At 70.4% G+C, this 23,526-nt stretch carries 24 protein-coding genes and 2 pseudogenes; 16 read left to right on the top strand and 10 right to left on the bottom strand.

Annotated features, from left to right (window positions below):
- The first annotated feature begins 246 nt into the window (after positions 1–246).
- The 5 genes from WME95_RS49125 (at position 247) to WME95_RS49105 (ending at position 3,920) form a co-directional block, all read left to right on the top strand.
- Positions 247–900, top strand: coding sequence for a DUF4291 domain-containing protein (locus tag WME95_RS49125; RefSeq protein ID WP_437906068.1), 654 nt, complete (start codon positions 247–249; stop codon positions 898–900).
- Positions 901–952: 52 nt separating this feature from the next.
- A complete protein-coding gene (locus WME95_RS49120; RefSeq protein ID WP_437906067.1) occupies positions 953–1,876 on the top strand; it encodes a DMT family transporter in 924 nt (307 codons plus the stop codon).
- 279 nt (positions 1,877–2,155) lie between these two features.
- Complete coding sequence (locus WME95_RS49115; protein ID WP_437906066.1) at positions 2,156–2,878, top strand: hypothetical protein; 723 nt, start codon at positions 2,156–2,158, stop codon at positions 2,876–2,878.
- A 21-nt stretch (positions 2,879–2,899) separates the two neighbouring features.
- A complete protein-coding gene (locus WME95_RS49110; RefSeq protein ID WP_437906065.1) occupies positions 2,900–3,415 on the top strand; it encodes a hypothetical protein in 516 nt (171 codons plus the stop codon).
- A gap of 4 nt (positions 3,416–3,419) precedes the next feature.
- A complete protein-coding gene (locus WME95_RS49105) occupies positions 3,420–3,920 on the top strand; it encodes a hypothetical protein (RefSeq protein WP_437906064.1) in 501 nt (166 codons plus the stop codon).
- Between the two features lie 15 nt (positions 3,921–3,935).
- On the opposite strand, the gene WME95_RS49100 is transcribed toward WME95_RS49105, so the two are convergent.
- A complete protein-coding gene (locus WME95_RS49100; protein WP_437547837.1) occupies positions 3,936–4,364 on the bottom strand; it encodes a MarR family winged helix-turn-helix transcriptional regulator in 429 nt (142 codons plus the stop codon).
- Positions 4,365–4,457: 93 nt separating this feature from the next.
- On the opposite strand from WME95_RS49100, the gene WME95_RS49095 reads away from it, so the two are divergent.
- The 3 genes from WME95_RS49095 to WME95_RS49085 all read left to right on the top strand — a co-directional run bounded on the left by WME95_RS49095 (position 4,458) and on the right by WME95_RS49085 (position 8,945).
- Positions 4,458–5,543, top strand: coding sequence for an aldo/keto reductase (locus WME95_RS49095; protein ID WP_437906063.1), 1,086 nt, complete (start codon positions 4,458–4,460; stop codon positions 5,541–5,543).
- Between the two features lie 92 nt (positions 5,544–5,635).
- Positions 5,636–7,474 (top strand): DUF459 domain-containing protein, encoded by a 1,839-nt coding sequence (locus tag WME95_RS49090; protein ID WP_437906061.1) that lies wholly within the window; start codon positions 5,636–5,638, stop codon positions 7,472–7,474.
- A gap of 214 nt (positions 7,475–7,688) precedes the next feature.
- Entirely contained in the window at positions 7,689–8,945 is a 1,257-nt protein-coding gene (locus WME95_RS49085; RefSeq protein ID WP_437906060.1) for a PAS domain-containing protein, read from the top strand.
- A 41-nt stretch (positions 8,946–8,986) separates the two neighbouring features.
- On the opposite strand, the gene WME95_RS49080 is transcribed toward WME95_RS49085, so the two are convergent.
- From WME95_RS49080 to WME95_RS49070, 3 genes and pseudogenes are all read right to left on the bottom strand, one after another.
- Entirely contained in the window at positions 8,987–9,487 is a 501-nt protein-coding gene (locus WME95_RS49080; protein ID WP_437906059.1) for a VOC family protein, read from the bottom strand.
- Positions 9,488–9,548: 61 nt separating this feature from the next.
- Complete coding sequence (locus WME95_RS49075) at positions 9,549–10,154, bottom strand: Uma2 family endonuclease (protein ID WP_437906058.1); 606 nt, start codon at positions 10,152–10,154, stop codon at positions 9,549–9,551.
- 194 nt (positions 10,155–10,348) lie between these two features.
- A pseudogene (locus WME95_RS49070) lies at positions 10,349–10,546 on the bottom strand (hypothetical protein); the annotation flags it as partial.
- A 145-nt stretch (positions 10,547–10,691) separates the two neighbouring features.
- Between WME95_RS49070 and WME95_RS49065 the strand changes: the two are divergent.
- Positions 10,692–11,561, top strand: a pseudogene (locus tag WME95_RS49065) (PA4780 family RIO1-like protein kinase); the annotation flags it as partial.
- Between the two features lie 286 nt (positions 11,562–11,847).
- Here the strand turns inward: WME95_RS49065 and WME95_RS49060 are convergent.
- Positions 11,848–12,189: a hypothetical protein gene (locus WME95_RS49060; RefSeq protein ID WP_437547826.1), complete on the bottom strand. Its 342-nt coding sequence runs from the start codon at positions 12,187–12,189 to the stop codon at positions 11,848–11,850.
- Positions 12,189–13,142 (bottom strand): esterase/lipase family protein, encoded by a 954-nt coding sequence (locus tag WME95_RS49055; protein ID WP_437906057.1) that lies wholly within the window; start codon positions 13,140–13,142, stop codon positions 12,189–12,191. The genes WME95_RS49060 and WME95_RS49055 overlap by 1 nt, the downstream gene beginning before the upstream one ends.
- Before the next feature lie 80 nt (positions 13,143–13,222).
- On the opposite strand from WME95_RS49055, the gene WME95_RS49050 reads away from it, so the two are divergent.
- Together WME95_RS49050 and WME95_RS49045 are read left to right on the top strand one after the other, a co-directional pair.
- The gene (locus tag WME95_RS49050) at positions 13,223–13,540 is read left to right on the top strand and encodes a hypothetical protein (protein ID WP_437906056.1); all 318 of its coding nucleotides are present in this window, start codon (positions 13,223–13,225) and stop codon (positions 13,538–13,540) included.
- A gap of 25 nt (positions 13,541–13,565) precedes the next feature.
- On the top strand, positions 13,566–13,889 hold the full coding sequence (locus tag WME95_RS49045) for a hypothetical protein (protein WP_437906055.1): 324 nt from the start codon (positions 13,566–13,568) through the stop codon (positions 13,887–13,889).
- A 387-nt stretch (positions 13,890–14,276) separates the two neighbouring features.
- Here WME95_RS49045 and WME95_RS49040 read toward each other — a convergent pair whose 3' ends face one another.
- From WME95_RS49040 to WME95_RS49030, 3 genes are all read right to left on the bottom strand, one after another.
- Positions 14,277–15,173 carry a hypothetical protein gene (locus WME95_RS49040; RefSeq protein WP_437911113.1) on the bottom strand — a complete coding sequence of 299 codons (897 nt, stop codon included), beginning with the start codon at positions 15,171–15,173 and terminating at the stop codon, positions 14,277–14,279.
- A gap of 319 nt (positions 15,174–15,492) precedes the next feature.
- A complete protein-coding gene (locus tag WME95_RS49035) occupies positions 15,493–16,701 on the bottom strand; it encodes a winged helix-turn-helix domain-containing protein (protein ID WP_437906054.1) in 1,209 nt (402 codons plus the stop codon).
- A 164-nt stretch (positions 16,702–16,865) separates the two neighbouring features.
- Complete coding sequence (locus WME95_RS49030; RefSeq protein WP_437906053.1) at positions 16,866–17,180, bottom strand: hypothetical protein; 315 nt, start codon at positions 17,178–17,180, stop codon at positions 16,866–16,868.
- A gap of 558 nt (positions 17,181–17,738) precedes the next feature.
- On the opposite strand from WME95_RS49030, the gene WME95_RS49025 reads away from it, so the two are divergent.
- Together WME95_RS49025 and WME95_RS49020 are read left to right on the top strand one after the other, a co-directional pair.
- Entirely contained in the window at positions 17,739–17,933 is a 195-nt protein-coding gene (locus WME95_RS49025; RefSeq protein WP_437906052.1) for a DNA-binding protein, read from the top strand.
- Positions 17,934–17,935: 2 nt separating this feature from the next.
- Positions 17,936–18,331, top strand: coding sequence for a type II toxin-antitoxin system death-on-curing family toxin (locus WME95_RS49020; RefSeq protein ID WP_437906051.1), 396 nt, complete (start codon positions 17,936–17,938; stop codon positions 18,329–18,331).
- Positions 18,332–18,365: 34 nt separating this feature from the next.
- Here the strand turns inward: WME95_RS49020 and WME95_RS49015 are convergent, their stop codons facing one another.
- Complete coding sequence (locus WME95_RS49015) at positions 18,366–19,562, bottom strand: glycosyltransferase (protein WP_437911112.1); 1,197 nt, start codon at positions 19,560–19,562, stop codon at positions 18,366–18,368.
- Between the two features lie 327 nt (positions 19,563–19,889).
- Here WME95_RS49015 and WME95_RS49010 point away from each other — a divergent pair, with 327 nt between their 5' ends.
- From WME95_RS49010 to WME95_RS49000, 3 genes are all read left to right on the top strand, one after another.
- A complete protein-coding gene (locus WME95_RS49010; protein ID WP_437906050.1) occupies positions 19,890–21,026 on the top strand; it encodes a hypothetical protein in 1,137 nt (378 codons plus the stop codon).
- A 311-nt stretch (positions 21,027–21,337) separates the two neighbouring features.
- Entirely contained in the window at positions 21,338–22,609 is a 1,272-nt protein-coding gene (locus tag WME95_RS49005) for a phytoene desaturase family protein (protein ID WP_437906049.1), read from the top strand.
- Between the two features lie 292 nt (positions 22,610–22,901).
- Positions 22,902–23,480, top strand: coding sequence for a hypothetical protein (locus tag WME95_RS49000; RefSeq protein WP_437906048.1), 579 nt, complete (start codon positions 22,902–22,904; stop codon positions 23,478–23,480).
- The last annotated feature ends 46 nt before the right edge of the window (positions 23,481–23,526 follow it).

Genomic DNA, 23,526 nt, shown 5'->3' with positions numbered 1-23,526 from the left:
GGATCGATGGCCTCAGGAGAAGCACTCGACATGCCGTGACATTTCATAAGCAATTACGGGCAGATACGGCGGATACCACCTGGCACATGCCGGCACAAACTGCGCCTGACAGCGGATGGGGTCGGCGCGCAGGCGCCGGAGGGCCCAGGAGGAAGTGAGGAGGAAGAGGAGCGCCGCGGTGACACGGGAGCTCGGACGAGGCAGGGTGGGTCGAGGAGAGCACGAGGAGGGAGTGATGCAGGCGTGATGAAGAAGCTGGAGCTCGAGTCGTATGCTGCGCAGGCCGCCCGCTGGCCCTCGGCAGGACGCCACATCCTCGCGCAGTTCGACGCCGAGACCATCGTGGTCTATCAGGCGTACCGTCCGTCGATCGCGCGCCACGCGGCCCTGCACCAGCGGCTCGGAGGGCCGGAGTTCAGCTTTGGCCGCATGAGCTGGATCAAGCCGAACTTCCTCTGGATGATGTTCCGCTCGGGCTGGGGCACGAAGCCCGACCAGGAGGCGGTGCTGGCCATCCGGATCCAGCGCGCGGGGTTCGACGCGATCCTGGCGGCCGCGGTGCCGTCGGGCTTCGTGCCCGAGCTCTACCCGAGCGAGGAGGCGTGGAAGAGCGATCTCCAGCGCTCGGACGTGCGGCTCCAGTGGGATCCGGACCACCATCCGTCGGGCGCGCCGGTCGAGCGGAGGGCGATCCAGCTCGGTCTGCGGGGCGCTACGCTGCGGCGGTTCGCCGAGGAGTGGACGGTGGGCGTGGAGGACATCTCGGCGCTCGTGGCGGAGCAGAGGGAGGTGCTGCGCGGCCGGGGTGCCGGGCAGATCGAGATCCCGCGCGAAGAGGTGTATTGGCCGACAGCGGCGGAGGCCGCGAGGCGGGTTGGGATAGAGCGCTGGGGGGCGTAGCGGGACGACGAGCCCTGGCCAGGGTAGCGGCGCTTCCCTACTGTCGGCGCCAATGGCTTCCAGCTCTCTCGGCTTCGCCGAGTCCCGCCAGCAGCGCATCGCCCACGTCCTGCTGTTCGTCACCCCGGCGCTGTTCACCGCCAACATGCTGCTGGCCCGCGCCACGGCCGATTTCATCCCGCCCGTGGCGCTGGCGGAGCTTCGATGGATGGGCGTCGCGCTGGTGCTGCTCCCCTTCTGTGGCCGTGAATTGTGGCGCAACCGCGCCGCGCTCCGGCGCGACTGGGCCCGATATGCCCTGCTCGGCCTGCTGGGCATGGGCATCTGCGGCGCCGGCGTCTATTACGGCGCCGCCACCACCACGGCCACCAATATCGGCCTGATTTACGCCGTCTCGCCGGTGATCATCATCCTGCTGTCACGGGCCATGTTCGGAGAGCGGCTCAGCCGGCGCCAGGGCCTGGGCGCCGCGCTGGCGCTGACCGGCGTGCTGGTCATCGTGCTGCGCGGCGACCCGGCGGCGCTGCTGGCGCTCCGCTTCAGCACCGGTGACCTGATGATCCTCGGCGCCGCGATCTCCTGGGCGCTTTACACGGTGCTGCTGAAGCGATGGCCCGATCCGCTGGGGGTCCGGGCGCGGCTCACCGCGATCGCGCTGGCCGGGGCGATCCTCCTTTTGCCGCCGCTCGGCTGGGAGCTGGCCAGCCGCGGCGCGCCGCATTTCGACCTGCGCACCATCGCCACCGTGGTGACCCTGGTCCTGGTGCCGGGCGTCGGCGCCTATGCCACGTACAGCTATATCACCGAGCATCTCGGCCCCAGCCGCACTGGCCTGCTGCTCTACCTGTCGCCGGTCTATACCGCCGTGCTGGCGTGGCTGCTCCTCGGCGAGGCGTTTGCCCCCTACCATTGGCTCGGCGCGGCGCTCGTCTTGCCGGGCCTCTTCTTCGCCACCCACAAGCCGAAGGCGACCTGAGTACCCCGCGCTTCGCGACCCGACCCCTGCCCGAGCGGCTGCGCCCGGCCGAGCTGCCGCCGCCCGGCGGGCCCGGGGGCCGCTCCCGCCGGCGCGCGCCGTGGCGCGCGCCCTGACGCGTCGCGCCCTCCATGATCTTGCCGCGCCCTCCATGATCTCGCGGATCTTGCGCGGCGCCCCCTCGTGCGCAGGTTCTCTCCCGGCGCCTGCGGGCTCCCGGTGCTGGGCTCGGCGCCTGCTTGACAGAATCCTCCAACAGCACCAGACAGATCCCTCCAGATGATGACGAAGACCACCCTGCCCGTCGTGCTCATGACAGCCCTCGCCATCGCGACCGCCGGCTGCGATTCCAGCGGCAGCGGCGGGCGGTCCAGGGAGCGCTGGGCGACCACCGAGAACACCACCGTCGAGCTCGACTTCGACAAGGTCAACGAAGCCTTCAAGGCGGCCGAGGGGCCCGAGGACTTCGAGCGGCGCGTCAACGAGATTTACCAGGGGAGCGAGGTCATCAGCGTCGCCGTACAGGACCTGGACGCCAAGACGCAGGTCGTCACCGGGTTCTTCGACAAGAACAGCGACGGCGGCGTGCAGGACCCCGAGAAGGTGTTCTCGATCCGCCGTGACGTCTCGGGCGAAGGCGCCGCGCAGATCCAGACGTCCGGGTTCGGCCCCTACGGGTACTACCACTCGCCGGTGATGAGCCTGGCGTCGGGCATGCTCCTCGGCGCCATGGTGTCGTCGGCGCTGCGCCCGAATTACGTGCCTGTGTACACGCAGCCGTACACCACGCCGCCCGGCCGCGCGCCCGATCTGCGATCCCAGCGCGACGCGTACCGCGCCTCGAACCCGTCCAGCGTCGACAGCAGCAAGTCGTCGCAGACCGGGCGGCGCTACAACAACGCCGGCGGCAGCCGCTTCGGCAGCGGCAAGTCCGGCGCCGGCTCGCGCTTCGGCGTCCGCCGCAGCGAGCGAGGCCGCAGGCCCGAGCGCCTGGTCGCGTAGCGGCGCGCGCCGGCCGCCGCGATGCAGCCCCTGCAAAGCATCTCCGAGCTCCCGTTCCGCTGCCGTCCCGCGCTGGAGCTGCTGAACCTCGAACAGCACCGCGACGAGCCGGACGTGGAGTCCACGCAGTTCGGCTGGTGCCGGGTGGACGCGCTCTGGCTGGATGGCCGCGCGGGTCGCGGGCCGCTCCGGGTGACCGACGCGCTCGTCGTGGCGGTGCACGCCGCGGACGAGCCGGAGGTGCTGCCCGATGACGTGGAGCTCGAGTTCTTCGTCGAGGAGGTCGCCAAGGACTACTCGGTGACCGTGCTCCTGTCGGCGTTCCTCGAGCGCTGGCTGCCGGCCGCGCTCTCGGGCGAGCGCGCCATCGTGCTCGCCATGTGCAACCCCCACGCCGCGCGCATCCGGCGGCCGGAGGCGGCGGGGCACACCCCCGTGTACTACGCCGACGGCGACGTCGACGCGTGGCTCGACACCGACGCAGACGGTCGCCGGCACATCCGCCTCGAGGCGGAGGCCTGGCGCACCGCGGAGTGAGGCGATGTTCGAAGGACGCAGACAGCAGCCGATCGTGTCGCGCGAGCAGAAGCTGGTCTATGCCGGCATCTACGTGCTGAAGAAGATGGACCTGAAGCCCGCCGACGGAGGCATGGAGATGCCGCTCGTGCTGCCGTCCGAGCTGAGCCCGCTGGAGGACGTCCTGCAGGAGCTCGTGAACGCGGACCTCGTCGAGGTCAACCGCCGCAAGGCGCGGTTCGAGCTCACCAAGAAGGGGCTCGCCTACCTCGGCGAGATCATCGACGAGGCGGAGGCGCTGGTCGACGAGTTCGACGACGAGTCGCTCGAGGACGCGGTGGCCGAGCTCCGCGGGCGAAACGTGGACGTGCTGCGGGCCCGGTTTCTGTGGGGCTGGTACGACGGCGAGCTGGACGATCTGGTGCTCTTCCAGCAGCGCCGGGGCGTGACGCCGGTCGAGCAGTGGTGGGCAGACTACCTCATGAGCGACGCGTTCTACGAAGAGCTGCGGCGCGACTACGAGTGAGCGCGAGGGCGGCCGTCAGCGCGGGCGGGCGCGCTCCCCCGTCAGCCGCGTGAGGAGCCGCGCCAGCTCGGCGCGCTCGCCTGCCGAGATGCGCGCGAGCCTTCGCCCGAAGGCGTCGTCGAGGATCGCCCGCGCCGCCTCCATCGCCTTGCGCCCCGAGCGGGTGAGCGTCAGCCGAAAGCGCCGCAGATCGCCCGCCTCCGTCTCGCGCTGGACGAAGCCGGCCGCCTCCATCCGCTTCACCATGAAGGTGATCGACGGCTTGGGCGTGATCAGCGCGCGCGCGAGCTCGGCAGGGTGAGGGTGGTCGTCGAGCTTGCCGAGGAGGAAGAACTCCTTCATCTCGAGCCCCAGCGCGCGCACCTCTGGCTCCACCTCGGCCATGACCGCCATGCTGAACTCGAAGTTCAGCGTCCAGAGCTCCCAGGGCGAAAGCTTGTCCATGTTCTCTCTGCTCGCGCTTGACGATGGATCGGTGCGGCATTACTAGTTCAACATTGAACTGTTCGAAACGGAACAAGTTCCGGAGGTGATGCGATGCCGCTCGATCATTATGTCACGCTCGGTCGCTCAGGTCTGCGGGTGAGCCCCTTTTGCCTCGGCGCCATGACGTTCGGCGAAGACCTGGGCTGGGGGAGCAGCGTCAAGGACTCCGAAGCCATCCTCGATCGCTTCATCGAGCTCGGGGGGAACTTCATCGATACGGCGAACCTCTACACCAAAGGACACTCGGAGAAGATCATCGGGGACCACCTTAGCCACGACCGGCAGAAGCGCGACCGGCTGGTGATCGCCACGAAGTTCAGCGGAAACCTGTACGTCGGTGATCCCAACGGCGGCGGCTCGAACCGTAAATCGATCCTCGCCGCCTGCGAGCAGTCGCTCCGCCGGCTGCGCACCGACTACATCGATCTCTACTGGCTGCACAACTGGGACAAGTTCACGCCGATCGAGGAGACCATGGCGGCGCTCCACGATCTCGTCCAGTCGGGGAAGGTCCGTTATATCGGCGTGTCCGACACCCCTGCGTGGAAGGTGACTCAAGGGCAGCTGATCGCTCAGTTCCGCGGATGGGCGCCGTTCATCGGGCTGCAGATCGAGTATTCGCTCCTCGAGCGGACGGTCGAGGGGGAGCTGATCCCCATGGCCCAGGAGCTCGGGCTGGGGGTGACGCCGTGGTCCCCCCTGCGGAGCGGGATCCTGAGCGGCAAGTACACGCGGAGGAACGCCGCGACCGTCAAGCCGGAAGGGCGGCAGTGGGCCGCGGGCTACCTCGACGAGAGGAGCTACGCGGTGATCGACGAGCTCGAGCGGATCGCCAAGCAGCTCGAGACCACCGTCGCGCGCGTCGCCCTCAGCTGGGTGCAGGCGCGCCCGGCGGTGTCGTCCACGATCATCGGGGCGCGCACGCTGGCGCAGCTCGACGACAACGTGAGGGCGCTCGAGGTGAAGCTCACGCCGGAGCAGACGGCGGCGCTCGACGCGCTCACCGCTCCGAAGCTGAACTTCCCGGCCGAGTTCCTCAATCTGGCGCACATGATCCAGGCCGGGGGGACGACGATCAACGGTCAACCGTCGCAGCTCATCCCCTTCGGCGTCACGAAGAAGGGCGATCATTACTGACGAGTAACCTCGACCACGGCGCGATCCGCGCGACGCGAGCGCGCGGCAGGGGAGGCGCCGCCCGGGCGTTTTGATAGTCTCGCCCTCCTCTCGTGGACACGCCCGCCCGCCGCCCGCTCTTCCCTCACCTGCCCGCGCTCGACGGGCTGCGCGGGCTCGCCCTGCTCGGCGTCCTCTTCTTCCACGCGAACGGGATGCTGCGCGGCGGCTTCCTCGGCGTCGATCTCTTCTTCGTCCTCTCGGGCTACCTCATCACGTCGCTCCTCCTCGCGGAGCACGAGGCGCGCGGCGCGATCTCGCTCAAGGACTTCTGGATCCGCCGCGCGCGCCGGCTCCTCCCGGCGCTCCTCGCGCTCGTCCCGGTGGTCGTGCTCCACGGGCGCCTCTTCGGACCGCCGAGCGCGCTCGCCGGCCTCCGCGCCGACGTGCTCGCGACGCTCGGCTACGTCGCGAACTGGCGCGCCATCTACGCGCACAAGAGCTACTGGGAGATCTTCACGTCGCGCTCGCCGCTCGAGCACACGTGGAGCCTGGCGATCGAGGAGCAGTTCTACGTCGTCTGGCCGCTCGTCATCGTCTTCGTGCTCTCGCGGTGGTCGCGCCGCGGCGTGCTCGTCCTCACGCTGGCGCTGGCCGCGCTCTCCGCGATCGCGATGCTCGCCCTCTTCGCGCCGGAGAGCACGACGCGCGTGTACATGGGCACGGACACGCGCGCCTCCGGCATCCTCCTCGGCGCCGCGCTCGCGACGGTGCTCACGCCGCGCGCCCAGCTCTCCGCGGGCGCGGTGCGCCTCCTCGACGGCGCCGGCGTGGCCTCGGGGATCGGCCTCGCGATCGCGTGGTCCGTGTTCGACGGCCAGTCGTGGCTCCTTTACCACGGCGGGTTCTGGCTCACGGAGCTCGGGGCCCTCGTCCTCATCGCGTGCGCGGTGCAGGGCTCGCGGAGCCTGGTCGCGCGCGCGCTCGCGTGGCGCCCGCTCGCGTGGGTCGGCACCATCAGCTACGGCGTCTACCTCTGGCACTGGCCGGTGCACGTGTTCGTGTCGAGCGATCGCCTGCACGGCCCCGCCCTCACCGCGCTCCGCTTCGCGGTAACCTTCGCGGTCGCGCTCGTCTCCTACCGCTTCCTCGAGAAGCCGATCCGCGAGCGCGGGCTGCCGAAGGGGCGCTCGTTCTGGGCGGTGCCGGCCGGCGTCACGCTCGGCCTGCTCATCGCCGTCCGCGCGACCCACGCGCAGGACGGCGAGGCGCCGAAGGGCTCCGCGATGATCGACGCGCTCGTCACCGCGGTCGTGAAGGACGACGTCACGTTCCGCGTCGTCGTCGTCGGCGACTCGACAGCGAACACGCTCGGCTGGGCGCTCCGCGGCCTGCAGGAGCGCGGGCTCGCGGTGGACCTCCACGGGCGGGACGGCTGCACCATCATGGCGGACCTCTGCGGCATGACCGAGTGGCCCGCGCTGCTCGCGCAGGCGAAGCCCGACGCCGCGGTCCTCTACCTCGGCGGCGCCTTCATGCACGGCATCACGGTGAACGACGAGTGGACGAAGGCGTGCAAGCCGGCGTGGCACGAGCGCTTCGAGACGAACCTCGTCACGAACCTCGACAAGCTCCGGAACCCGCACGGGCGCGTCTGGATGGCGACCGTCCCCTACGCGCTCGGCGACTGGGAGACGAAGGACGTCCGCGAGCAGGTGACGTGCATCAACCGCTCGATCCGGAAGGTCGTGGCGACGCTGCCCGACGTCGCGCTCCTCGACCTCCAGGAGAACATCTGCCCCGGGGGCGAGTGCCGGCGCATGTACGAGGACGGGGCGATCCGGCCCGACGGCGTGCATTTCACGATCGAGGGGGCGCGCGGCGTGGCGCAGTGGACGCTCGCGGAGCTCCGCGCGAAGCGCGCCGCGGCGGACCCCGGGCCGCCCCGCTGAGCGGGCACGCCCCCTGGATGAGCCGCCGGGCGGCCTCGAGACGCGGAATCGCTGCTGCGGTGAAGCACTGCCCACATCGATCGGCACCGCTCCACGCGCTCTGCCCAGCTGGCCATGCGCTCGTTCGCCCGCCTGTTCCGCCGTGCGGCACCGAATTCTCGCACCACAGAGGCGAAGAAATCCGCTAGGCGTCAACGAGGAGGGCACGGACACTATGACGGATACGCCTACCTCGAACGGCTCGATGGCCGCGCGGGCAAAGGGGCCGGAAGGCACGCTGGTCGAGCAGATATTTGATCTGGCGCCGACCATCCTCTGTGTCCTCGATCTCAGGGACAGGCGGATCGTCGCCCGCAATCGCGCCTTCGTCCGGGCGCTCGGGATCAGCGACCAGGAGACGCCAGAGCGCGCCTGGGAGACCCTCATCTCTCGCATCCACCCCGAGGACCTCGATGCGTCAGCGGGTCATGTGCGGCAGCTCACGGCTTCACTGGACGGCCAGCCCCTCGAACGCGCGCTGCGCGCGCGGTGCGCTGGAGACGTCGAGCGCTCCTTTGCCCTGCGCTGTGTGGTCCTCACGCGCGGCGACGATGGGGCGCCGCATCAGATCCTCGTCTCGGCCGAGGATGTCACCGAGAGAGCGCGCCGTGAGGTGGAGCTGCAGAAGAGCGAAGCGCTGTTCCACGCGTTCCTCGAGTACATGCCTGCCATGATGTTCGCCAAGGATTCGGACAGCAGGTATGTCGTGCTCAACGCTCAATTCGAACGGTTCATGGGCATGGAGCCGGGGAGCGGCGCTGGCATGCGCGACCACGACATGCTCCCGGACGACATCGTCGCTCAGGTGAAGGCCGCGGACGACGCGGTGAGGAACACCGGCGTCGCGACGGTGTTCGAGGAGAGCGTCCCTCACCCGACAGAAGGGATAAGGCTGTTCCACTCCGTCAAGTTTCCCGTCCGGGGTCCTGGCATCCCGGAGGGGACGGTCGGGGGCGCGGCCATCGATATCACGGCCATCAAGCGGGCGGAGGCCGAACGCCAGGAGGCGCAGCTGGCGGTCATCGCGGCGCAACAGGCGATCATCCGGGAGCTCGCGACGCCGCTCTTGCCGATCGCCGACGGGGTGCTCGTCATGCCGCTCATCGGCACGCTCGATCCCGAGCGGGCGAGCCGGATCATCGAGACCTTGCTCTCCGGGGTCGGCGCGCACCAGGCGACCATCGCCATCATCGACATCACGGGGGTGAGATCGGTCGACGCCCAGGTGGCGGGGGTGCTCATGCAAGCCGCTCGCGCGGTGGGGCTGCTCGGGGCGAGGGTCGTGCTCACGGGCATTCAGCCGGCCATCGCGCGGATGCTCATCGACCTCGGCGTGGATTGGCAGGGCCTCGTGACAGAGGCCACGCTGCGCAGCGGCATCGATTACGCGCTGCGGACCAGGGAGCGCAGAGGGGGCTCCATCCCCGGCTGAGCGGACGTGGAGGTGCCCGTGGGGCGGAGCATCAGCATCCCTCACGCTTGCTCGGGCACGCCCCCCGGGACGCGCGCGGGCAGCGGAAGCTCGACGCCCTCGGACAGGTTGCCCTTGCCAGGGACGTGGTTGATCTCGAGCCGGATGCCGTCCGGATCCTCGAACACGATCGAGTAGTAGCCTGCCGCCCACGCACCGTCCTGCGGCGCCTGCACGAGCTTGCCGCCGAGCGCGGCCAGCGTGCTCTCGAAGAACGCGTGGAATGCGTCGATATCCTCGCGGCTGCGGGCGCGGAAGCACAGGTGGTGCAGCCCGGGCTTGTACTGGTGAAAGCGGGCGCCGGCGTGCTCCGGGTTCACGGGGCGGATCAACAGGCCGGTCTTGCCGCCGATGTAATAGAGCGTGGGCCGTTCGCTCTCGCTGCCCGGATCGTCGTACTGGCACTGCATCTCGAAGTGCTCGCACAGCGCGCGGTAGAAGGCGCGGCTGCGCGGGAAGTCCGTGACCGACAGCTGGATGTGGGCGATTCCGGCGAGGTTCATGGCGATCACGGTAGCCCAGCTCCGACCGGTGGAGCGCGCTTCGTGACCGGCCCGCGATCGGTCATCTGGTCCAGATGGCCGCCAGATCGAGCTCCACCGCATCGAACGGCTCGGCCCTCACCTTGGCGTCCTCCTCGTAGGTCTCGAGAAGCACCCACCGTCCGCCCTCGAGCCGGTACACCTCGAGCGTACGCAGCAAGGGGCTGAGCAGCCACACGTGCCCGACACCTTCGCGCCGGTAAATCCGCATCTTCTTCCCCCGGTCGACGCGCTCTGTACGCGGCGAGATCACCTCGCACATCCAGTCCGGAGGGACGTCGTAGTGCGCCGGCGTGTCCTCGTCTCCGAGGGCGTCCGGCATGCGCTCCCGCTTCCACCCTGCGAGATCGGGCACCACCTTGTCAGGCCGCGGCCCAAGGTGGAGCTCCGGCTCATCCAGGAGCACCCAGCCGCCGGGCCCTCCATCGCCGAGGTCGAAGGCGCTGCCGAGCTTCATCGTCAGGCGCGACGCGCTGCGCGTGTGAGGGCGGCCGGGCCGCGGAAAGGTGAAGAGCTCCCCGTCGAGGATCTCTGCCACCTGCTCGGGCGGCACCGCCGCGAATGCTGCCTCGACCTCCGGTGCGTTGCGGGCAGGATCCAGGTGATGCGACAGCACGCCGGTGCTCATGGCCGACCCTACCACGAGAGCGCGGTTGCGGCCGGGGCGAGGGCCTGCTCCAGCGCCGCCCGAGGTCGGGCGCCTGGCTCACGATGCCGGAGCCCAGGGACGAGGATGCCGGCGCGCAGGCGGTCGCCGGAGGCGGGCCTGCGTCCACTCTACCGGCCCCGCGGCGTTCCGGCGCTTCGGGCACAGCGAAATCCTTATATGCACGCTTCGGCAACTTCGCAGCTGTTGCCCCTGCTCCCCGCGATCGCCCTTGTTCGTCTTATCCCCTCCGTGCGCCTGATCCAGCCGCGCAGCGCCGTCTCGGTCAGGTCGAGGTCCGTCGCCACCTGGCCGATGCTCCGGTCGCCCACCTTCGCCAGCCGTGACACCTCCGCCTTCGACTCAGGCGTGAACGCCCTCCTCCTTCACCGTCCCATTCCTGCTCCCTGGTGTCGTCCGGGGTGTCCGCGGAAGCGGGGAGGACCAATCCAGTTGCGGCGCCCCAGATCGTGTGGCTAGAAGGCGGAGAACGATCCCCGGCGGAGAAGCAAGAACGAGATGCGAATTCCCAGCAGCCTGATGTCTCTGGCCGACGAAGGGTTCATCGAGGAGGTCGTGCGCCCGCTGATGAGCGGCAAGGAAGCGGAGGTCTTCCTGGTGCGCTCCGGCGGCGAGCTTCGGGTGGCCAAGGTCTACAAAGAGGCGCAGGACCGGACCTTCAAGAACCGGGCGGAGTACACGGAGGGGCGCAAGGTGCGCAACAGCCGCGATCAGCGCGCGATCAACAAGCGCTCGCGCCATGGTCGTGCGCAGGACGAAGCCGCCTGGAGATCGACCGAGGTGGACATGATCTTCCGCCTGCACAGCGCGGGGGTGCGCGTCCCGATACCTCACCATTTCATCGACGGTGTGCTGATCATGGAGCTCATCGCCGACGCCGACGGCAGCCCGGCCCCGCGGCTCGCCGAGGTGAGACTGAACCCCGACGAGGCGGTGAGGGTCTTCGACCGATTGCTGGCAGAAGCGGTCCGGATGCTGAGCGCCGGGGTCGTGCACGGCGATCTGTCCGACTTCAACGTGCTGATGGGGGCGGACGGGCCGGTCGTCATCGATTTCCCGCAGGCAGTGGACGCTTCCAGCAATCAGAACGCGCGAAAGCTGCTGCTGCGCGACGTCGACAACCTCCAGCGCTTCCTCTCTCGGTTCGCTCCCAACCGGCAGCCCCGCCCTTACGCGCAGGAGATGTGGGAGCTCTACGCGTGCAGCCAGCTCACGCCCGAGACACGGCTGAGCGGCCGTTTCCAGGCGTCTTCGAGGCGGGTCGATACCGACTCGGTCCTGGAGCTCATCAGCGATGCCAACCACGACGAGCGCCGCCGCCGTGAGGCGCAGGGGCGGAGCATGCGGGGCGTATCGTCCCCGCCTCGCAAGGTCGAGGTGGTGATTCTACCGAGCAGCCCGCGAGACCGCGCACGCCGGAACGCTCAGGGAGCACCGGCGGGCGGCGCCGCGAACTCTCGCCCAGCACAGGCAGGCGGCGCGGCGAACTCTCGCCCAGCACAGGCGGGCGGCGCGGCGAACTCTCGCCCAGCACAGGCGGGCGGCGCGGCAAACTCTCGCTCCGCACAGGCGGGCGGCGCGGCGAACTCTCGCCCAGCACAGGCGGGCGGCGCGGCGAACACCCGCCGGGCTTGAAGTCTCCGAGCCGCCGGGCTCAAATCACCTTGTCGTCCGAGCTCCCGGAGGGCGCGTCCGGCGTGGCGCCCGCGCTGCCGGCCGGCGCCTCCCCCGGCCGTGCCTTCTGCTCCACGAGAAAGAGGACCACATCCACCGCGCCCCCCACGGCGCGGTTGACGAGACGGATCGCCCCGTGGACGCCGGACAGCGTCGTATCGTGGATGAGCCGGATCCCCCTCACGGGCGCCTTGATCGGGGGGATCTGCTCCAGCAGGTCGAAGGGCAGCTTCGCCGCGTCCTTCTGGATGCGCTCCACCCGCCGGGAGCCGTGGTCGACCGCGTCCTGCACGAGGTCCTTCAGGCCGCGCCACCGGTCCATCACACCGCCTCCTCGCACCACGCGCGGATCTGCGCGTAGACGTCCGGGTCGTGAGCCAGGCGCAGGTGCCCGAGCGACGGCATGATCCGCGCGTGCTCCTGAGGGAAGGGCGAGCACCGGTCCTCGGCGACCGCCCGCCCCGTGGCGCTCCGCAGCGAGACCATCGCGTCCCCGAACAGGAGGGAGAGCCTCGGGTCGGCCGTGAGCGCGCCGGCGATGAGATGATGGCGAATGTGGGGGAGCAGGGGCACGGGATGGCGGCGATTCTGGAGCAGGGCGTTCGCGCTGGCGCCCTCCCAGTCCTCGCGGCGTAGATTGGCATACGCCAGGTCTTTCATCCCGCCGCTGCGGAGGTTGACGATGTCGGCGATGAGCTTCGTGTACGGATTGTCGATGCTCGCGAGCGCCCACGTGACCACGTTGCCAAAGCGCTCCAGCGGGGCGCCGAGGTGCGGTGTTCCGAGATAGAAGGCCCGCTTGACGAGGGGTAGCCACCGTCGATCCTTGTCGCTCGCCGCGTGCGCGGCGCTGCGCGCGACGAGGCCGCCCATGCTGTGGCCGATGAGGGCCAGCTCCTCCACCGCAACAGGGTAGGCGCAGACGAGCTGTTCGAGGAGGACATCGAGGGCCTCGCCGTTCTCGGAGACACGAAGGCCGCTGTTGTACCGCACATGAAACGGCGTGTAGCCGAGGTCGCGCGCAAGCAGCGATCCGTAGGTCTCGCCGTCCGGCATCGTCCAGACCTCCTCGGTGCTCATCAGCCCGTGCACGAGCACGACGACGCGGGGCGTGGTCTGGGCAGAGACGGCCGCGGGAAATGCCCTGGCAACCGGCACGGGGTGCCTGTCGCGGACGAGCTGCATCGCGGTCGCGAGGCCGTTGCTGGTCCGCTTCAGGTAGTCGCCGAGGACGCCGTTGAGCACCCCGACGACCCGCTCCAGGTGGTTTCCCATGCGACGACCCGGCCGCATCCTGGCACGGATCGGCGCCGGGGGCGACGCCGGGCCCCGCTGCGCCGGTCGGTTGGCCCTCGGTGGCCGACATGCTGGGCGTGATGCTCCCGCCGCGGCTCAAGCCCCAGCAGACCGCGCGGCTGCGCAAGGCGCTGCCCGGCCATGCGGACATCCTGGACGACGTGGCGGCGCTGCTCGCGGAGGACGACACCCTGGGAATACCCGAGTGCCCGAACCCCACCGACGGATCCGCGACGCGAACAAGCGGCGCGACGAGGCGGAGCCGCGTGGCGTCCAGGTCGCGAACCGTTCAAGATGCCACGAAAGGCGCGACCGAGGAGGCGCTGGTACCGACCCCGCCTGCGGCGCGGCAGCGCACCGCCGCGCCGTTGGGCTAACCGACCTCATTGACAGGTTTTCATCATGGGGATGTTCGACTGGTATACGCCGGTGCCGCAGCTCGCTTGCCCCATGTGTGGAACTACGGTCGACGGCTGGCAGGGAAAGGATGGTCCCTGCGGCCTGTTCGAATGGGTGCAGGGGATGCGTTCACCGCCTCGGCAACACGTCGACGAGGAATGTGCCATACCGGCGTCCGACCGGGAGCGCTTCCGGCTGCCCGCGCACTTCGAGATCTATACCGACTGTGAGCTCTGCCGCGCCTGGATCGAAGCCGAGGGCTCGTGTGAGGGCGACGTGTGGAGCCGGATCGAGCTCGTCGGAGCGACCCGACCGAGGTTGGGGTAGTCAAGCCAAGGTTGGTTGTCCCCACATGCTCCAGCTCCTTTTTCCCGCGCGCTGAGCTCAGGGGCGGTCTTCCATGAAAAGCCGCGCAGGGATTGCGCGACGAGCTCGGGGCTCCCTCCCCAATCGGCGTTCCAGGGAATCTCGTGACCGACGCCTTCGAGCTCCGTCCGCTCGCCCATGGGGAGGATCGTCTCCGGCGCATCGCGGGCGTTCTTCAGGCACCTCGGGCTCTTCGTGCCTCCGAGCAGGAGGATCTCGGCTTAGCATCTCGTGCTAATTCTTCGTCGGGACCTGGCTCGTCACCACGGTCGACCACGGGTAAGCAGCCTGCCGCCGCCACGGCCGGCGGCAGATAACCGCCCGACGGCTTCCCGACGCCGTGCGCGCTCAGGAGCCGGTCGTCGCGAGCAACTCCCTGGCGTCGCCGACGGATGCAGCGCGGCGGATCCAGCGGTCCAGCTCGGCCACATCGGTGCTCGCGAGGACGCGCTCCCGGACCTCGGCAGGGACCTCCAGCCCGCGGGCCTCGAGGAAGGCAAGCACTGCCTGCGCCTTGGCTTCGAGGATCCCCTGCTCCCGGCCCTTCTCCACGCCCTTGGCCACGTAGCTGCGCGCGAATTCGCTCTGAAACTCGTATCCGCTCTTCATCATCGCCTCCAACATCCGCCTCGCCGCTGCGTTCAGCGAGGATAGCACCAGGTCCCCGTAGACGGCGCGGCGCTCCTCATCGAGCCCGGCTGCCGCCGCCAGGAACGCCACGCCGATCGCCTCCCCCGCCTCGCCCTGCCCGTGCGCCATCGCCGAGAGCACGACCACCTCGGGCGCCGCCCTCGCCTGCTCGGCATCGGTGACGACCGGGACGCCCGCCGGCCCGAGCACCAGCGGCGTCAGCGTCAAGCCGGGGTGGCCCGCGTCGATCGGGCGTGCGCACCACCGCGCGATCCCCGCATCGATCGTCACGACCAGCAGCCACGTCGGGCAACGGTGCCGGGCCCTCGTCTGGGTGACATACACCGGCCAGACGTACGGCTTGTCCGGGTCCACGCTGAGCTGGACCTCGACCACAATCGCCATCGCGCGCCGCTGCTGCTCGCGGACCAGAAGCACGACCACGACGTCCGCCCGGCGGTCGGAGGGCACGATCTCGGCGAGGTCGGAGGACTCGACGCGCGCCTCCGTGAAGGTCGGGACCGGCTGGCCAAGCGCGTCCTGCAGCATCTCGGCGGCCAGCGTCGGCCGGTTCTTGAACAGCTCCACCAGGGCTTCATGGGTCACGGAGGGCATCGGGTCGTCTCTCGGGTGGTTCCAGCCATGCTGGACATGCTGGCTCTCCAGGCGGTATGCCAAGCTCATGCGTGGGGCCCGCAGGAGCCGGAGCAGCCGTGTCCTGCTCTTCAATTCCGGGCACCTCCCTCGAGTTGTCACGCCGTGTGACCTGCGTGCGCCCCGACACCAGGGCACGGGCTCGACGAGAGTGGCGCTCGAGGTTGCGCGATACTTCCGCGAGCCTTGAAGCAATCTCCGGCGGCGACCCGACCCACCTGGAGAGACGTGTGACGCTCGCCCGCTGGGCGCCTGGCTACACGCAGCGTGTTGTTCGTGGCTATCTGCCCGGCAGGGCCCCAGCCAGCCGCTTGGCCAGGTCGCCTTTCGGCTCCACCCGCACGCGCTCCAGCCCCAGCCACGCGGCCATGGTCCGCAGCTCGCCTGCCAGCCGCTCCGGCGTCTGCGCGCCCGCCAAGGGCTCGCCGTGGCTTGCCTGCACGAGCAGCACGCCCGCCTTGCGATCGGCCTTCAGGTCCACCCGCGCGGTGATCGCGTCGCCCTCGAGGAACGGCAGCACGTAGTAACCGTGGGTCCGCTTCGCCGCGGGGGTGTAGATCTCGAGCCGCACCCGCACGCCGAACATCCGCTCGGTGCGCTCGCGGAACCAGATCAGGTTGTCGAAGGGCGAGAGGAGGGCGCAGGCCTCGATCCGCCGCGGCCGCCGGGCGGCGGGATCGAGGAAGGCCGGCTCCCGCCAGCCCTTCACGCCCACGGGGATCAGCTCACCGGCCTCGGCGAGCTCGGTGAGCCGCGCCTTCGTCTCGGCGACCCCCATGCGGAAATGGTCCCGCAGGTCCCGCTCGGTCGCCACGCCCAGGGCCCGGGCGGCGATGCGGATCAACGCGCGCTGGGCGTCCTCGCGCGCGGGCGTCGGCGCCTCGATCACCGCCCTGGGCAGGACCTTCTCCGGCAGGTCATACACCCTCTCGAAGGTCCCCCGCCGGGTGGCGGTCGTCAGCTCGCCGCTCCAGAACAGGCACTCGGCCGCCCGCTTGGCGTCGCTCCAGCCCCACCAGCCGCCCGGCCCCTTCTTGCCGATCTCGAGCTCGGAGGCGGCCAGCGGCCCGCGCTCGCGGATCTGCTCCAGCGCCTGGTCCGCCATCGGCCGATGCTCGCGCAGAAAGCGCGCCACACCCTTCCAGACGCCCGCCCCGTCGCGCGCGTCGGCCATCCGCCAGCGCAGCAGCGGCTGGGTGGCGAGCGGCAGCAGCGACGCCTCGTGCGCCCAGTACTCGAACAGCGGCCGCTTGCTCGCCCACGCGAGCTCCTCGAGCATGGGCCGCGGATAGGCCCCCAGCCGCGAGAAGGCCGGCAGGTAATGGGTGCGCGAGACGACGTTGACGCTGTCGATCTGCACCACGCCCAGCCGCTCGATCAGCCGGGTCAACTGCTGCTTCGTCGTCGCCGGCCCGGGTCGCTCCGCCCGGAAGCCCTGCGCCGCCAGCGCGATGCGCCGGGCCTCCGCCGCCGACAGGGTGTCCTTCATCCGCGCCTTCCGTCCGTTGAGGCCCGCACCCTAGCTGGCCCTGCTCACTTGGCAACAGATCATCGACCCCCTCCGGACATCTGATCCCTGGCCGGGCGCTGGCGCGAGATCGGGTCGATCGCGCGCCAGCGCACCGCGGCCAACAGCTAACGTCCGGCGCCCGCTCAGCAGCGCCAGCAGATGACCCCGTAGTCCCCCGCCGTTCCGCAGCACAGCTTCAGGCCAGGGGCATTGGGGCGATCGGAGCGCGCGGCGGTGCTCATCAGAGAGGTGTCGTCGGCGCCGGTCACGTCACCACCGGAGCACGCCGCATCGTCCGCAGCGCCGCCGAGGTCCGCCGAGGCGTCCACGGCGGTGGACTCGAGCTGCACGCCGCTCGCGGCGGAGGTCGGGCCGGTCTCGGCCGCCGAGGTCGCGGTGACGGCAAAGGCGGCGAGCATGAGGGGGAGAGAGCAGAGCGCGAATCGGATCGTCTTCATGGTCATTGTCTCTTTCGGGCCTCGTGGCCCACGTGAAGGCGCCAGGGGCGCCGGCCGAGCACAGCCCGCTGCGGGCAGAAGCGCCAACAGAAAGGCGTCTCCCCGCGCCGCAGCGGTGAGCGGTACGCCCGCGAGCGCCCCGTAGGGCGCTGCTTTCGGCGTTGGCGGCGAGGAGATGCCACCTCTACGCGGCAGCGGGCGGGTGGTTTCACGAAAGCTCATTCTCCGGTCGTTCGTGCTCTCTTTCGCGCAGGGGCGGCGTGTCGCCGACGAAAACTGCTGACGAAGCGCGGCCACCGGACCCGGACGGGGGCGCCCGGGGTCGGGCGGCCATCGCGTGGCGCCGGGGCGTCTCTGACGACCCGGCGTGGAGCGGCTTCGCATGGCACGCCGTTACTCCCGAGCGCTCCGGAATCTTCCTCTCTCCAGCCTCAACCCTCCATCGGCCGCTGCGCTCTCGGGACGGATGGAACCGCCTTTCTCCGCCTGGACTCATCGCTCGCCGGCCACCCGTATACCGGGTGACGAGCCAGGGTCGCCCGAGGTACACTTCGTCCCATGAAGCTCGCCATCGACCTGTCGCCCGCGCAAGCCGACCGCCTCCAGGAACGCGCAAAGAGCCTCGGCTTGCAGCCGGAAGAGCTGGCGCGGGCCGCCGTGGCGGATCTGCTGACGACGCCGGACGACGAGTTTCGCGCTGCAGCCGAGGTTGTCCTCGTGAAGAACGCAGAGCTGTACAGGCGGCTCGCCTGACCGTGCGCTACTTGACCTTGGCGGAGGTCTTCTTCCTCCACGAGCGGGTTCTTGCGGCGAGCGGTGGCGCCGCAGGCGTTCGCGACCTCCGCGCCGTCGAGGCTGCTGTGGCCCAGCCGAAGGCGACCTTCGGAGGTGAGGAGCTCTATCCTACCGTGATCGCCAAGGCAGCAACTCTCTGCTTCTCGCTCGTGCAAGGCCACCCGTTCATCGACGGTAACAAGCGTGTCGGTCATGCGGCGATGGAAGTCTTCGTGATGCTGAACGGCTGCTCCCTCGATGCCGATGTCGACGTTCAAGAGCGCATGATGCTCTCGCTTGCTTCCGGCGCGCTCTCACGAGACGAGCTCCTCGCCTGGCTCGAACAGCATGTCCGGCGGCGGGAGCCCTCCGTCTAACCACGGCCAGACGCACGCGGCGATCACCCGAGCTTCACGCGGAGGCCCGCTCGATGAGGTCGGCGGCGACGGCCGTTCCATCCACCGCCACGGCGCCCGCGCTCGCGGCCGCGCGGGCGGTGACCCCGTGGTCGAGGGCGCCCTCCAGCGCGGCCAGAAGGGACTCCGCGCTCAGCGCACCACGGGCCACGGACGTCCCGAGCCCGAGCGCCCGGACGCGCGACGCCCAGTAGGGCTGATCGGCGAACATCGGGACGATCACCTGCGGGACGCCCGCGCGGGCCGCCGTCGTGGTCGTACCCGCCCCGCCGTGGTGCACCACCGCGGCGACCCTCGGGAACAGGGCCTGCTGGTTGACGTCGCCGATCGCGATGCCGTCGGGAGCGTCGTCGACGAGACCGAGCTCGGCCCACCCCTGCGACAGCACGACCCGGCGCCCCGCCGCCCGCACGGCCTCGATGACGACACGGCCCGTCTGCGGGTCGACAGGCATGCTGCCAAAGCCGATGTAGACGGGCGGCTCGCCGGCGGCGAGGAACGCTTCCAGCTCGGGGACGAGCGGCGCCTGGTCGGGAAGGAGCCAGGCTCCCGTCTGCGTGACCTGAAGGCCGGGCGTCGCCGGCAGCGGCCCAAGGACCGAGTCCACCGCGAGCCACGGCGCCTTGCCCAGGACGTGGCTGAAGACGTCGCTCAGCGGACCCAGGCCGAGGCGCTCTCGGTTGGCGTTGAGCCGCTCGAGGAGGCGCTCGTTCCAGCTCCGCGATTCGTCCTGCCAGCGCCGGAGGTTCGATTCCGGGTCGCCCCCGGGCTCCCCGCCGGGCGCATGGTCCGGCGACGGCAGGGCCACCGGCGCGTACAGGGCGACCACGGACGGGATGCCCAGCCGCTCCGCGATGGACCGCGCGGCGTACTGGTGCGCTCCGCCGGCCACGATGACGTCGCATCCCTCGGCGGCCGACGCGGTCGCGTCGAACTGGTCTCTCGCGAGGTGATCGACCAGCGCGCGGACCTGCTCCGGCGTCAGCGGGGCGGCCGGCGCGGCGGCCCCGCTCGGTTGCCGCATCGCGATTCCGATCGGGGTCGCCGTGAAGCCCATGCCGCCCACCAAGCCGATGAAGTTCGGCGGGACGCACAACCTCACATGGTGCCCCCGACGCCGCATCTCGACGGCCAAGGCCACCACGGGTTGCACGTCACCGCGAGTCCCCACTCCCGTCAGCAATACCCGCATCGTCTCTCTCCCTTCCACCACGCGGACCGCGTGGATGACGGAAGCGACGATGGCACCGGAGACGCGTTTTTTCATCGTATCAACGCCAGAGTTCCGGTATACATGCTGAGACGGGAGGCAGGGCGAGACGCCCATACCACGGATCATCCGTTCAGGCCCAGACGGCCGGAGCCTCCTGGAGCTGAGTCGGCTCGTCGAGCCGTGTGAGCGGAAGGTGCTCTCCTCCTCGGCGAGGGAGCAGGTGAATCCTTGTACGCCCGACCAAGGCGATAGCCGATCTCCGCAGGGCTGCGACCGGGCTCGGCCTGGGCGCCCGCGGGGCGCGGAATGCATCTTGAACCGCCCTGGTCCATGGGCGACGAGGCTGCGCATCCTGGTGACGCAGCGGGGGCCGCGGCGCTCCCGCTGAGCGAGGCGACGAGCGAAGCAGGCGTGGGCGGGCGCCCTGTCGATGCGTGGCTCGAGGAGCTCTTGTCCCGCGCGGTGCGCCGCTACAACCGGCGGCCTCGCCCCGCGAGCATCGCGGCGTCGACCGGCGTGACGGAGTCGACCGACGCGCGCGCGGTCATCCGGCGCGCCTGCATCCGCTCGGCGCTCGCGGGCGGCGCGACCGGGGCGCTCTCGACCGGCGCGGCGGTGGCCACGGCCGAGACCAACGGGCTCGGCGGGCTCGTCGCCATCCCTGCGGCCATGCTCGCGATCGGCGGTGAGACGGTGCTCCGGCTGCTCCTGCACGTGCAGATGCTCTGCGAGCTCGCGGATCTCTTCGGGCTCCGGTTCGATCCGGACGAGCCGGCCGACGTGTGGGCGCTGCTCGCCCTCGCGTTCGGCGTCGTGGAGCACCCTCAGGACACGGACGATCCAGCGGGCGTGCTCGTGCGCTCGGCGCGCGGGCGCGGCTCGGATGTGGCGAAGCAGCTCGCGGCGCGGCTCGCCGGCGAGAGCGTGGCGCGCAACCTGGTGCCCGTGCTCTCGGTCGCCTCGTCGTCGATCACGAGCTGGGTAGTCACCCGGCGCCTCGGGGATACCGCGCGTCGATACCTGCGTTACCGGCGCGCGCTCGACGAGGCGCTCTGCGACGAGACGCTGCGCCCGCACCTCGATCGGCTGTTCGACGGGCTCTGGTTCATCTTCACCGCCGACGGCCGCCTCACGCCGGAGGAGTCCGCGCTGCTCGCGGCCGTGCTGCGGCGGCTGCCGGCCCCGGCGCGCGCTGGCCTGAACGAGCGCCTCGCCGACGACATCACCTGGATCGAGCGCCTCCGCGGCGTGCCGGAGGGCGCGCGCGCCCCGCTGCTGCGCGCGCTCGAGATCGCGGCGGCCGTGGACAAGGTCGCGTCGCTGCGGGAGCGGAGGCTCCTCGTCCACGCCGCGGCGGCGCTCGGCCTCCGCGTCGACGAGGGCGGGCTCGCTCGGATGATCCGCGAGTTCGAGGAGATCGGCACCCTCGGCGTCGCCGCGTAGCGCGGGCCGCCCGTCGCCGCGCCGCGGGGCCTCGGTCCTCGACGCGACCCCTCGACCGCTTCGCCCGGCGGCTGGGCTGCACAGCCACCGGCGCGCGCGACATCGCGGCTCGGACGATGACGACGACCTGTGCCTTTGCAGCATTCGCTGCAACCTGAAGAAGGGCCCGAATACAACGTTCTTGAGGACTTCGCGCGGAATCTCCTCACCGGTGCAGGTGATCGCCTGCGCCGCAGGCAGGCTCGTTGCGCTGCGCCAGGCGCACAGATCGCACGGTTGACGCGCCAGGAGGCGAAAGGATACGAAGAGCCATGGCAGAGACCCACTGGGACGCCATCGTGGTCGGCGCCGGCCTCTCGGGCATGACGGCATCGCTGGAGCTCGCGCGCCGGGGGTGCAAGGTCCTGCTCGTGGAGAGGCTCGCCCGCGCGGGCGGTCGCTGCGGGGCATTCGAGCTGGAAGGCCACCGCTTCACCGTCGGCTGCAACGATTTCGGCGCGCGCATCGTGACCGATCTCGCGCGCCTGGGGGTGCACGTCGCGTTCGAGCCGAGCACCAACGTGGTGGACTTTGGCGACGAGACGCACCGCCTGCCGCCGCGACCGCGCGGGGCCCTGCGTCTCCTGCGTCACGCGCCGTCCGTGCTGCGCATGGTGATGCGCGTGCGCAACGGCGAGAAGCGACCGCTGGGCACGCTCTTTCGTGATCACGAACGCGACGGCATGGGCTTCCGCATGATCTCGCTGCTCGCGTACGCGCTCGGCACGCCGCCGCAGCACCTCCGGGCAGATCTCCTCCGGGCAGACTTCTCCGGAGAGCTCGGCTACGGACACGAGAAGATGGTCGTGCCGATCGGGGGCCCGCAAGTCATCACCGACGCCATGCTCGCGCGGCTCCGGTCGACGGGCGTCACCTTGCGATTCGGCACCGGCGTTCAGGCCGTGAAGAAGCACGCGCGGGGGTTCGAGGTCGACACGAGCTCGGGCAGCGAGCACGCCCGCGTGGTGCTCTCCACGGTGCCCGCGAGCGCGTGTCGCGGGCGCGCGGGGCTCAAGGTGTGTCAGGTGCTGTTCGCCGTGCCGCGGACGACGCCGTTCGTGGACGCTCGCACGCTGATCGTCTCCCCGCCGCGCGCGGAGGAGTGGATGGCCGCGCTCGACGCGGGGCATTGGCCCGAGACGTTCGGCTTCCACCTCTTTCGCGATCACGAGGCAGGCGACACGCGCGCGTTCACGGGCTTCCTGCTCGCGCCGCGTGGCCAGGACACGCTCGACGCCTCGCGCCGCGCCCGGGTTCTCGCCTCCGTGAAATCGCGAATCGACGCGCACGTGCCCGGCTTCTCGAGCGCGCTGCGCTTCGAGCGCTTGCTCGACCCGAGCGAGTACGAAGCGCACCACGGCGTGAGCGCGAGCCTCGCGCACGAGATTCCGATCGCCGACGAAGACGCGCTGCCGATCGAGGAGCACGAGCCGGGGCTCTTCCGCATGGGCAACGCCACCGAACCGCCCGGCGATCACGCCAATGCCGCCATGCTCTCGGGGCTGTGGGCCGCCGAGCGCGCGTTGCGTCACCTGCGCGCATGAGCGAATCGCCATCGTGCTCTCGCGGGCGCGTCCGGCGAGCCGCCCCAGCACCTGGGCAGGCAACAAACGAGCAGAATTATTCCAAACCATTGGCGTGAGATCCGACATGCGGGAGGCTCCGTTGCACGCTGCTCTTCGGGCGCGACCCGCCGACGAGGCGAGGGCGGTGCGGTGCTCGAGCAGCTCGTTCGCGGCTCCTCGAGCGCAGGGGCCGGACGTTCGACGAATCGCTGGAACGCCACGTGAAAGCGTTCCAGCAGGGCGCGGCGGCAGATCGCAAGGAGGAGAGAGCATGACAACGAGAGCGACAAGGATCCTCGTCATCGGCAAGAGGGCCGATGTCCTCGAGCGGAGTGTGGCAGCGCTGAACAAGCAGGGGCACTCGGCCGTCGGCACGTTGAGCGCGTCGCCGGACACGGAGTTCCACGCCGGCGACTTCGACCTCATCACGATCGGCGGCGGCGTGGACGCCGCCACCCGGGCGCGCCTCCACGCGCGCTTCAAGGAGCAGAACAAGGACGTGATGGTGCTGGACGTGTACGCCCCGATCGCCAGCCGGCAGATCGCCTGGGCGCTCAGGAGATCTTCCGTCGAGGGCGAACTCGGGAGCGCCTTCTCGGTAGCGGAGGCCCATGACACCTTCGTCGCGCGCGCGACGATCGAGCGCGCCTGCGCGCTGCGCCTCGACATCTACAGCTACCCGGGCGGCGCCCTGGAGCCGGAGGTCGCGCGCATCGTCGACACCTCCGTCCCCCAGGGAACGCACGAGTTCAGGATCGAGAAGCAGCTCGCGCGTGACGGGTTCATGGCGGTGCTGACCTTGAACGGCGAGGAGCACCACCTGCACCGCCTGCAGCAGAACCCGGGCTGAGCCTCGGGCGTTCGGAGCCGCTCCGGCACGTCCGGAGTTGCCGCCC

The sequence above is a fragment of the Sorangium sp. So ce327 genome, assembly GCF_051530205.1.
GTDB classification, from domain to species: Bacteria; Myxococcota_A; Polyangia; order Polyangiales; family Polyangiaceae; genus Sorangium; species Sorangium cellulosum_B.
Note: the sequence above shows the minus strand (reverse complement) of the source record. Positions and strands in the feature narration are given on the sequence as shown.

Excerpts from the sequence above, each read along its gene's own strand:
- WME95_RS49125 (WP_437906068.1), top strand. The coding sequence starts at position 247 with ATGAAGAAGCTGGAGCTCGAGTCGTATGCTGCGCAGGCCGCCCGCTGG.
- WME95_RS49120 (WP_437906067.1), top strand. The coding sequence starts at position 953 with ATGGCTTCCAGCTCTCTCGGCTTCGCCGAGTCCCGCCAGCAGCGCATC.
- WME95_RS49115 (WP_437906066.1), top strand. The coding sequence starts at position 2,156 with ATGATGACGAAGACCACCCTGCCCGTCGTGCTCATGACAGCCCTCGCC.
- WME95_RS49110 (WP_437906065.1), top strand. The coding sequence starts at position 2,900 with ATGCAGCCCCTGCAAAGCATCTCCGAGCTCCCGTTCCGCTGCCGTCCC.
- WME95_RS49105 (WP_437906064.1), top strand. The coding sequence starts at position 3,420 with ATGTTCGAAGGACGCAGACAGCAGCCGATCGTGTCGCGCGAGCAGAAG.
- WME95_RS49100 (WP_437547837.1), bottom strand. The coding sequence starts at position 4,364 with ATGGACAAGCTTTCGCCCTGGGAGCTCTGGACGCTGAACTTCGAGTTC.
- WME95_RS49095 (WP_437906063.1), top strand. The coding sequence starts at position 4,458 with ATGCCGCTCGATCATTATGTCACGCTCGGTCGCTCAGGTCTGCGGGTG.
- WME95_RS49085 (WP_437906060.1), top strand. The coding sequence starts at position 7,689 with ATGACGGATACGCCTACCTCGAACGGCTCGATGGCCGCGCGGGCAAAG.
- WME95_RS49080 (WP_437906059.1), bottom strand. The coding sequence starts at position 9,487 with ATGAACCTCGCCGGAATCGCCCACATCCAGCTGTCGGTCACGGACTTC.
- WME95_RS49075 (WP_437906058.1), bottom strand. The coding sequence starts at position 10,154 with ATGAGCACCGGCGTGCTGTCGCATCACCTGGATCCTGCCCGCAACGCA.
- WME95_RS49060 (WP_437547826.1), bottom strand. The coding sequence starts at position 12,189 with ATGGACCGGTGGCGCGGCCTGAAGGACCTCGTGCAGGACGCGGTCGAC.
- WME95_RS49055 (WP_437906057.1), bottom strand. The coding sequence starts at position 13,142 with ATGGGAAACCACCTGGAGCGGGTCGTCGGGGTGCTCAACGGCGTCCTC.
- WME95_RS49045 (WP_437906055.1), top strand. The coding sequence starts at position 13,566 with ATGGGGATGTTCGACTGGTATACGCCGGTGCCGCAGCTCGCTTGCCCC.
- WME95_RS49040 (WP_437911113.1), bottom strand. The coding sequence starts at position 15,173 with ATGCCCTCCGTGACCCATGAAGCCCTGGTGGAGCTGTTCAAGAACCGG.
- WME95_RS49035 (WP_437906054.1), bottom strand. The coding sequence starts at position 16,701 with ATGAAGGACACCCTGTCGGCGGCGGAGGCCCGGCGCATCGCGCTGGCG.
- WME95_RS49030 (WP_437906053.1), bottom strand. The coding sequence starts at position 17,180 with ATGAAGACGATCCGATTCGCGCTCTGCTCTCTCCCCCTCATGCTCGCC.
- WME95_RS49025 (WP_437906052.1), top strand. The coding sequence starts at position 17,739 with ATGAAGCTCGCCATCGACCTGTCGCCCGCGCAAGCCGACCGCCTCCAG.
- WME95_RS49015 (WP_437911112.1), bottom strand. The coding sequence starts at position 19,562 with ATGCGGGTATTGCTGACGGGAGTGGGGACTCGCGGTGACGTGCAACCC.
- WME95_RS49010 (WP_437906050.1), top strand. The coding sequence starts at position 19,890 with ATGCATCTTGAACCGCCCTGGTCCATGGGCGACGAGGCTGCGCATCCT.
- WME95_RS49005 (WP_437906049.1), top strand. The coding sequence starts at position 21,338 with ATGGCAGAGACCCACTGGGACGCCATCGTGGTCGGCGCCGGCCTCTCG.
- WME95_RS49000 (WP_437906048.1), top strand. The coding sequence starts at position 22,902 with ATGACAACGAGAGCGACAAGGATCCTCGTCATCGGCAAGAGGGCCGAT.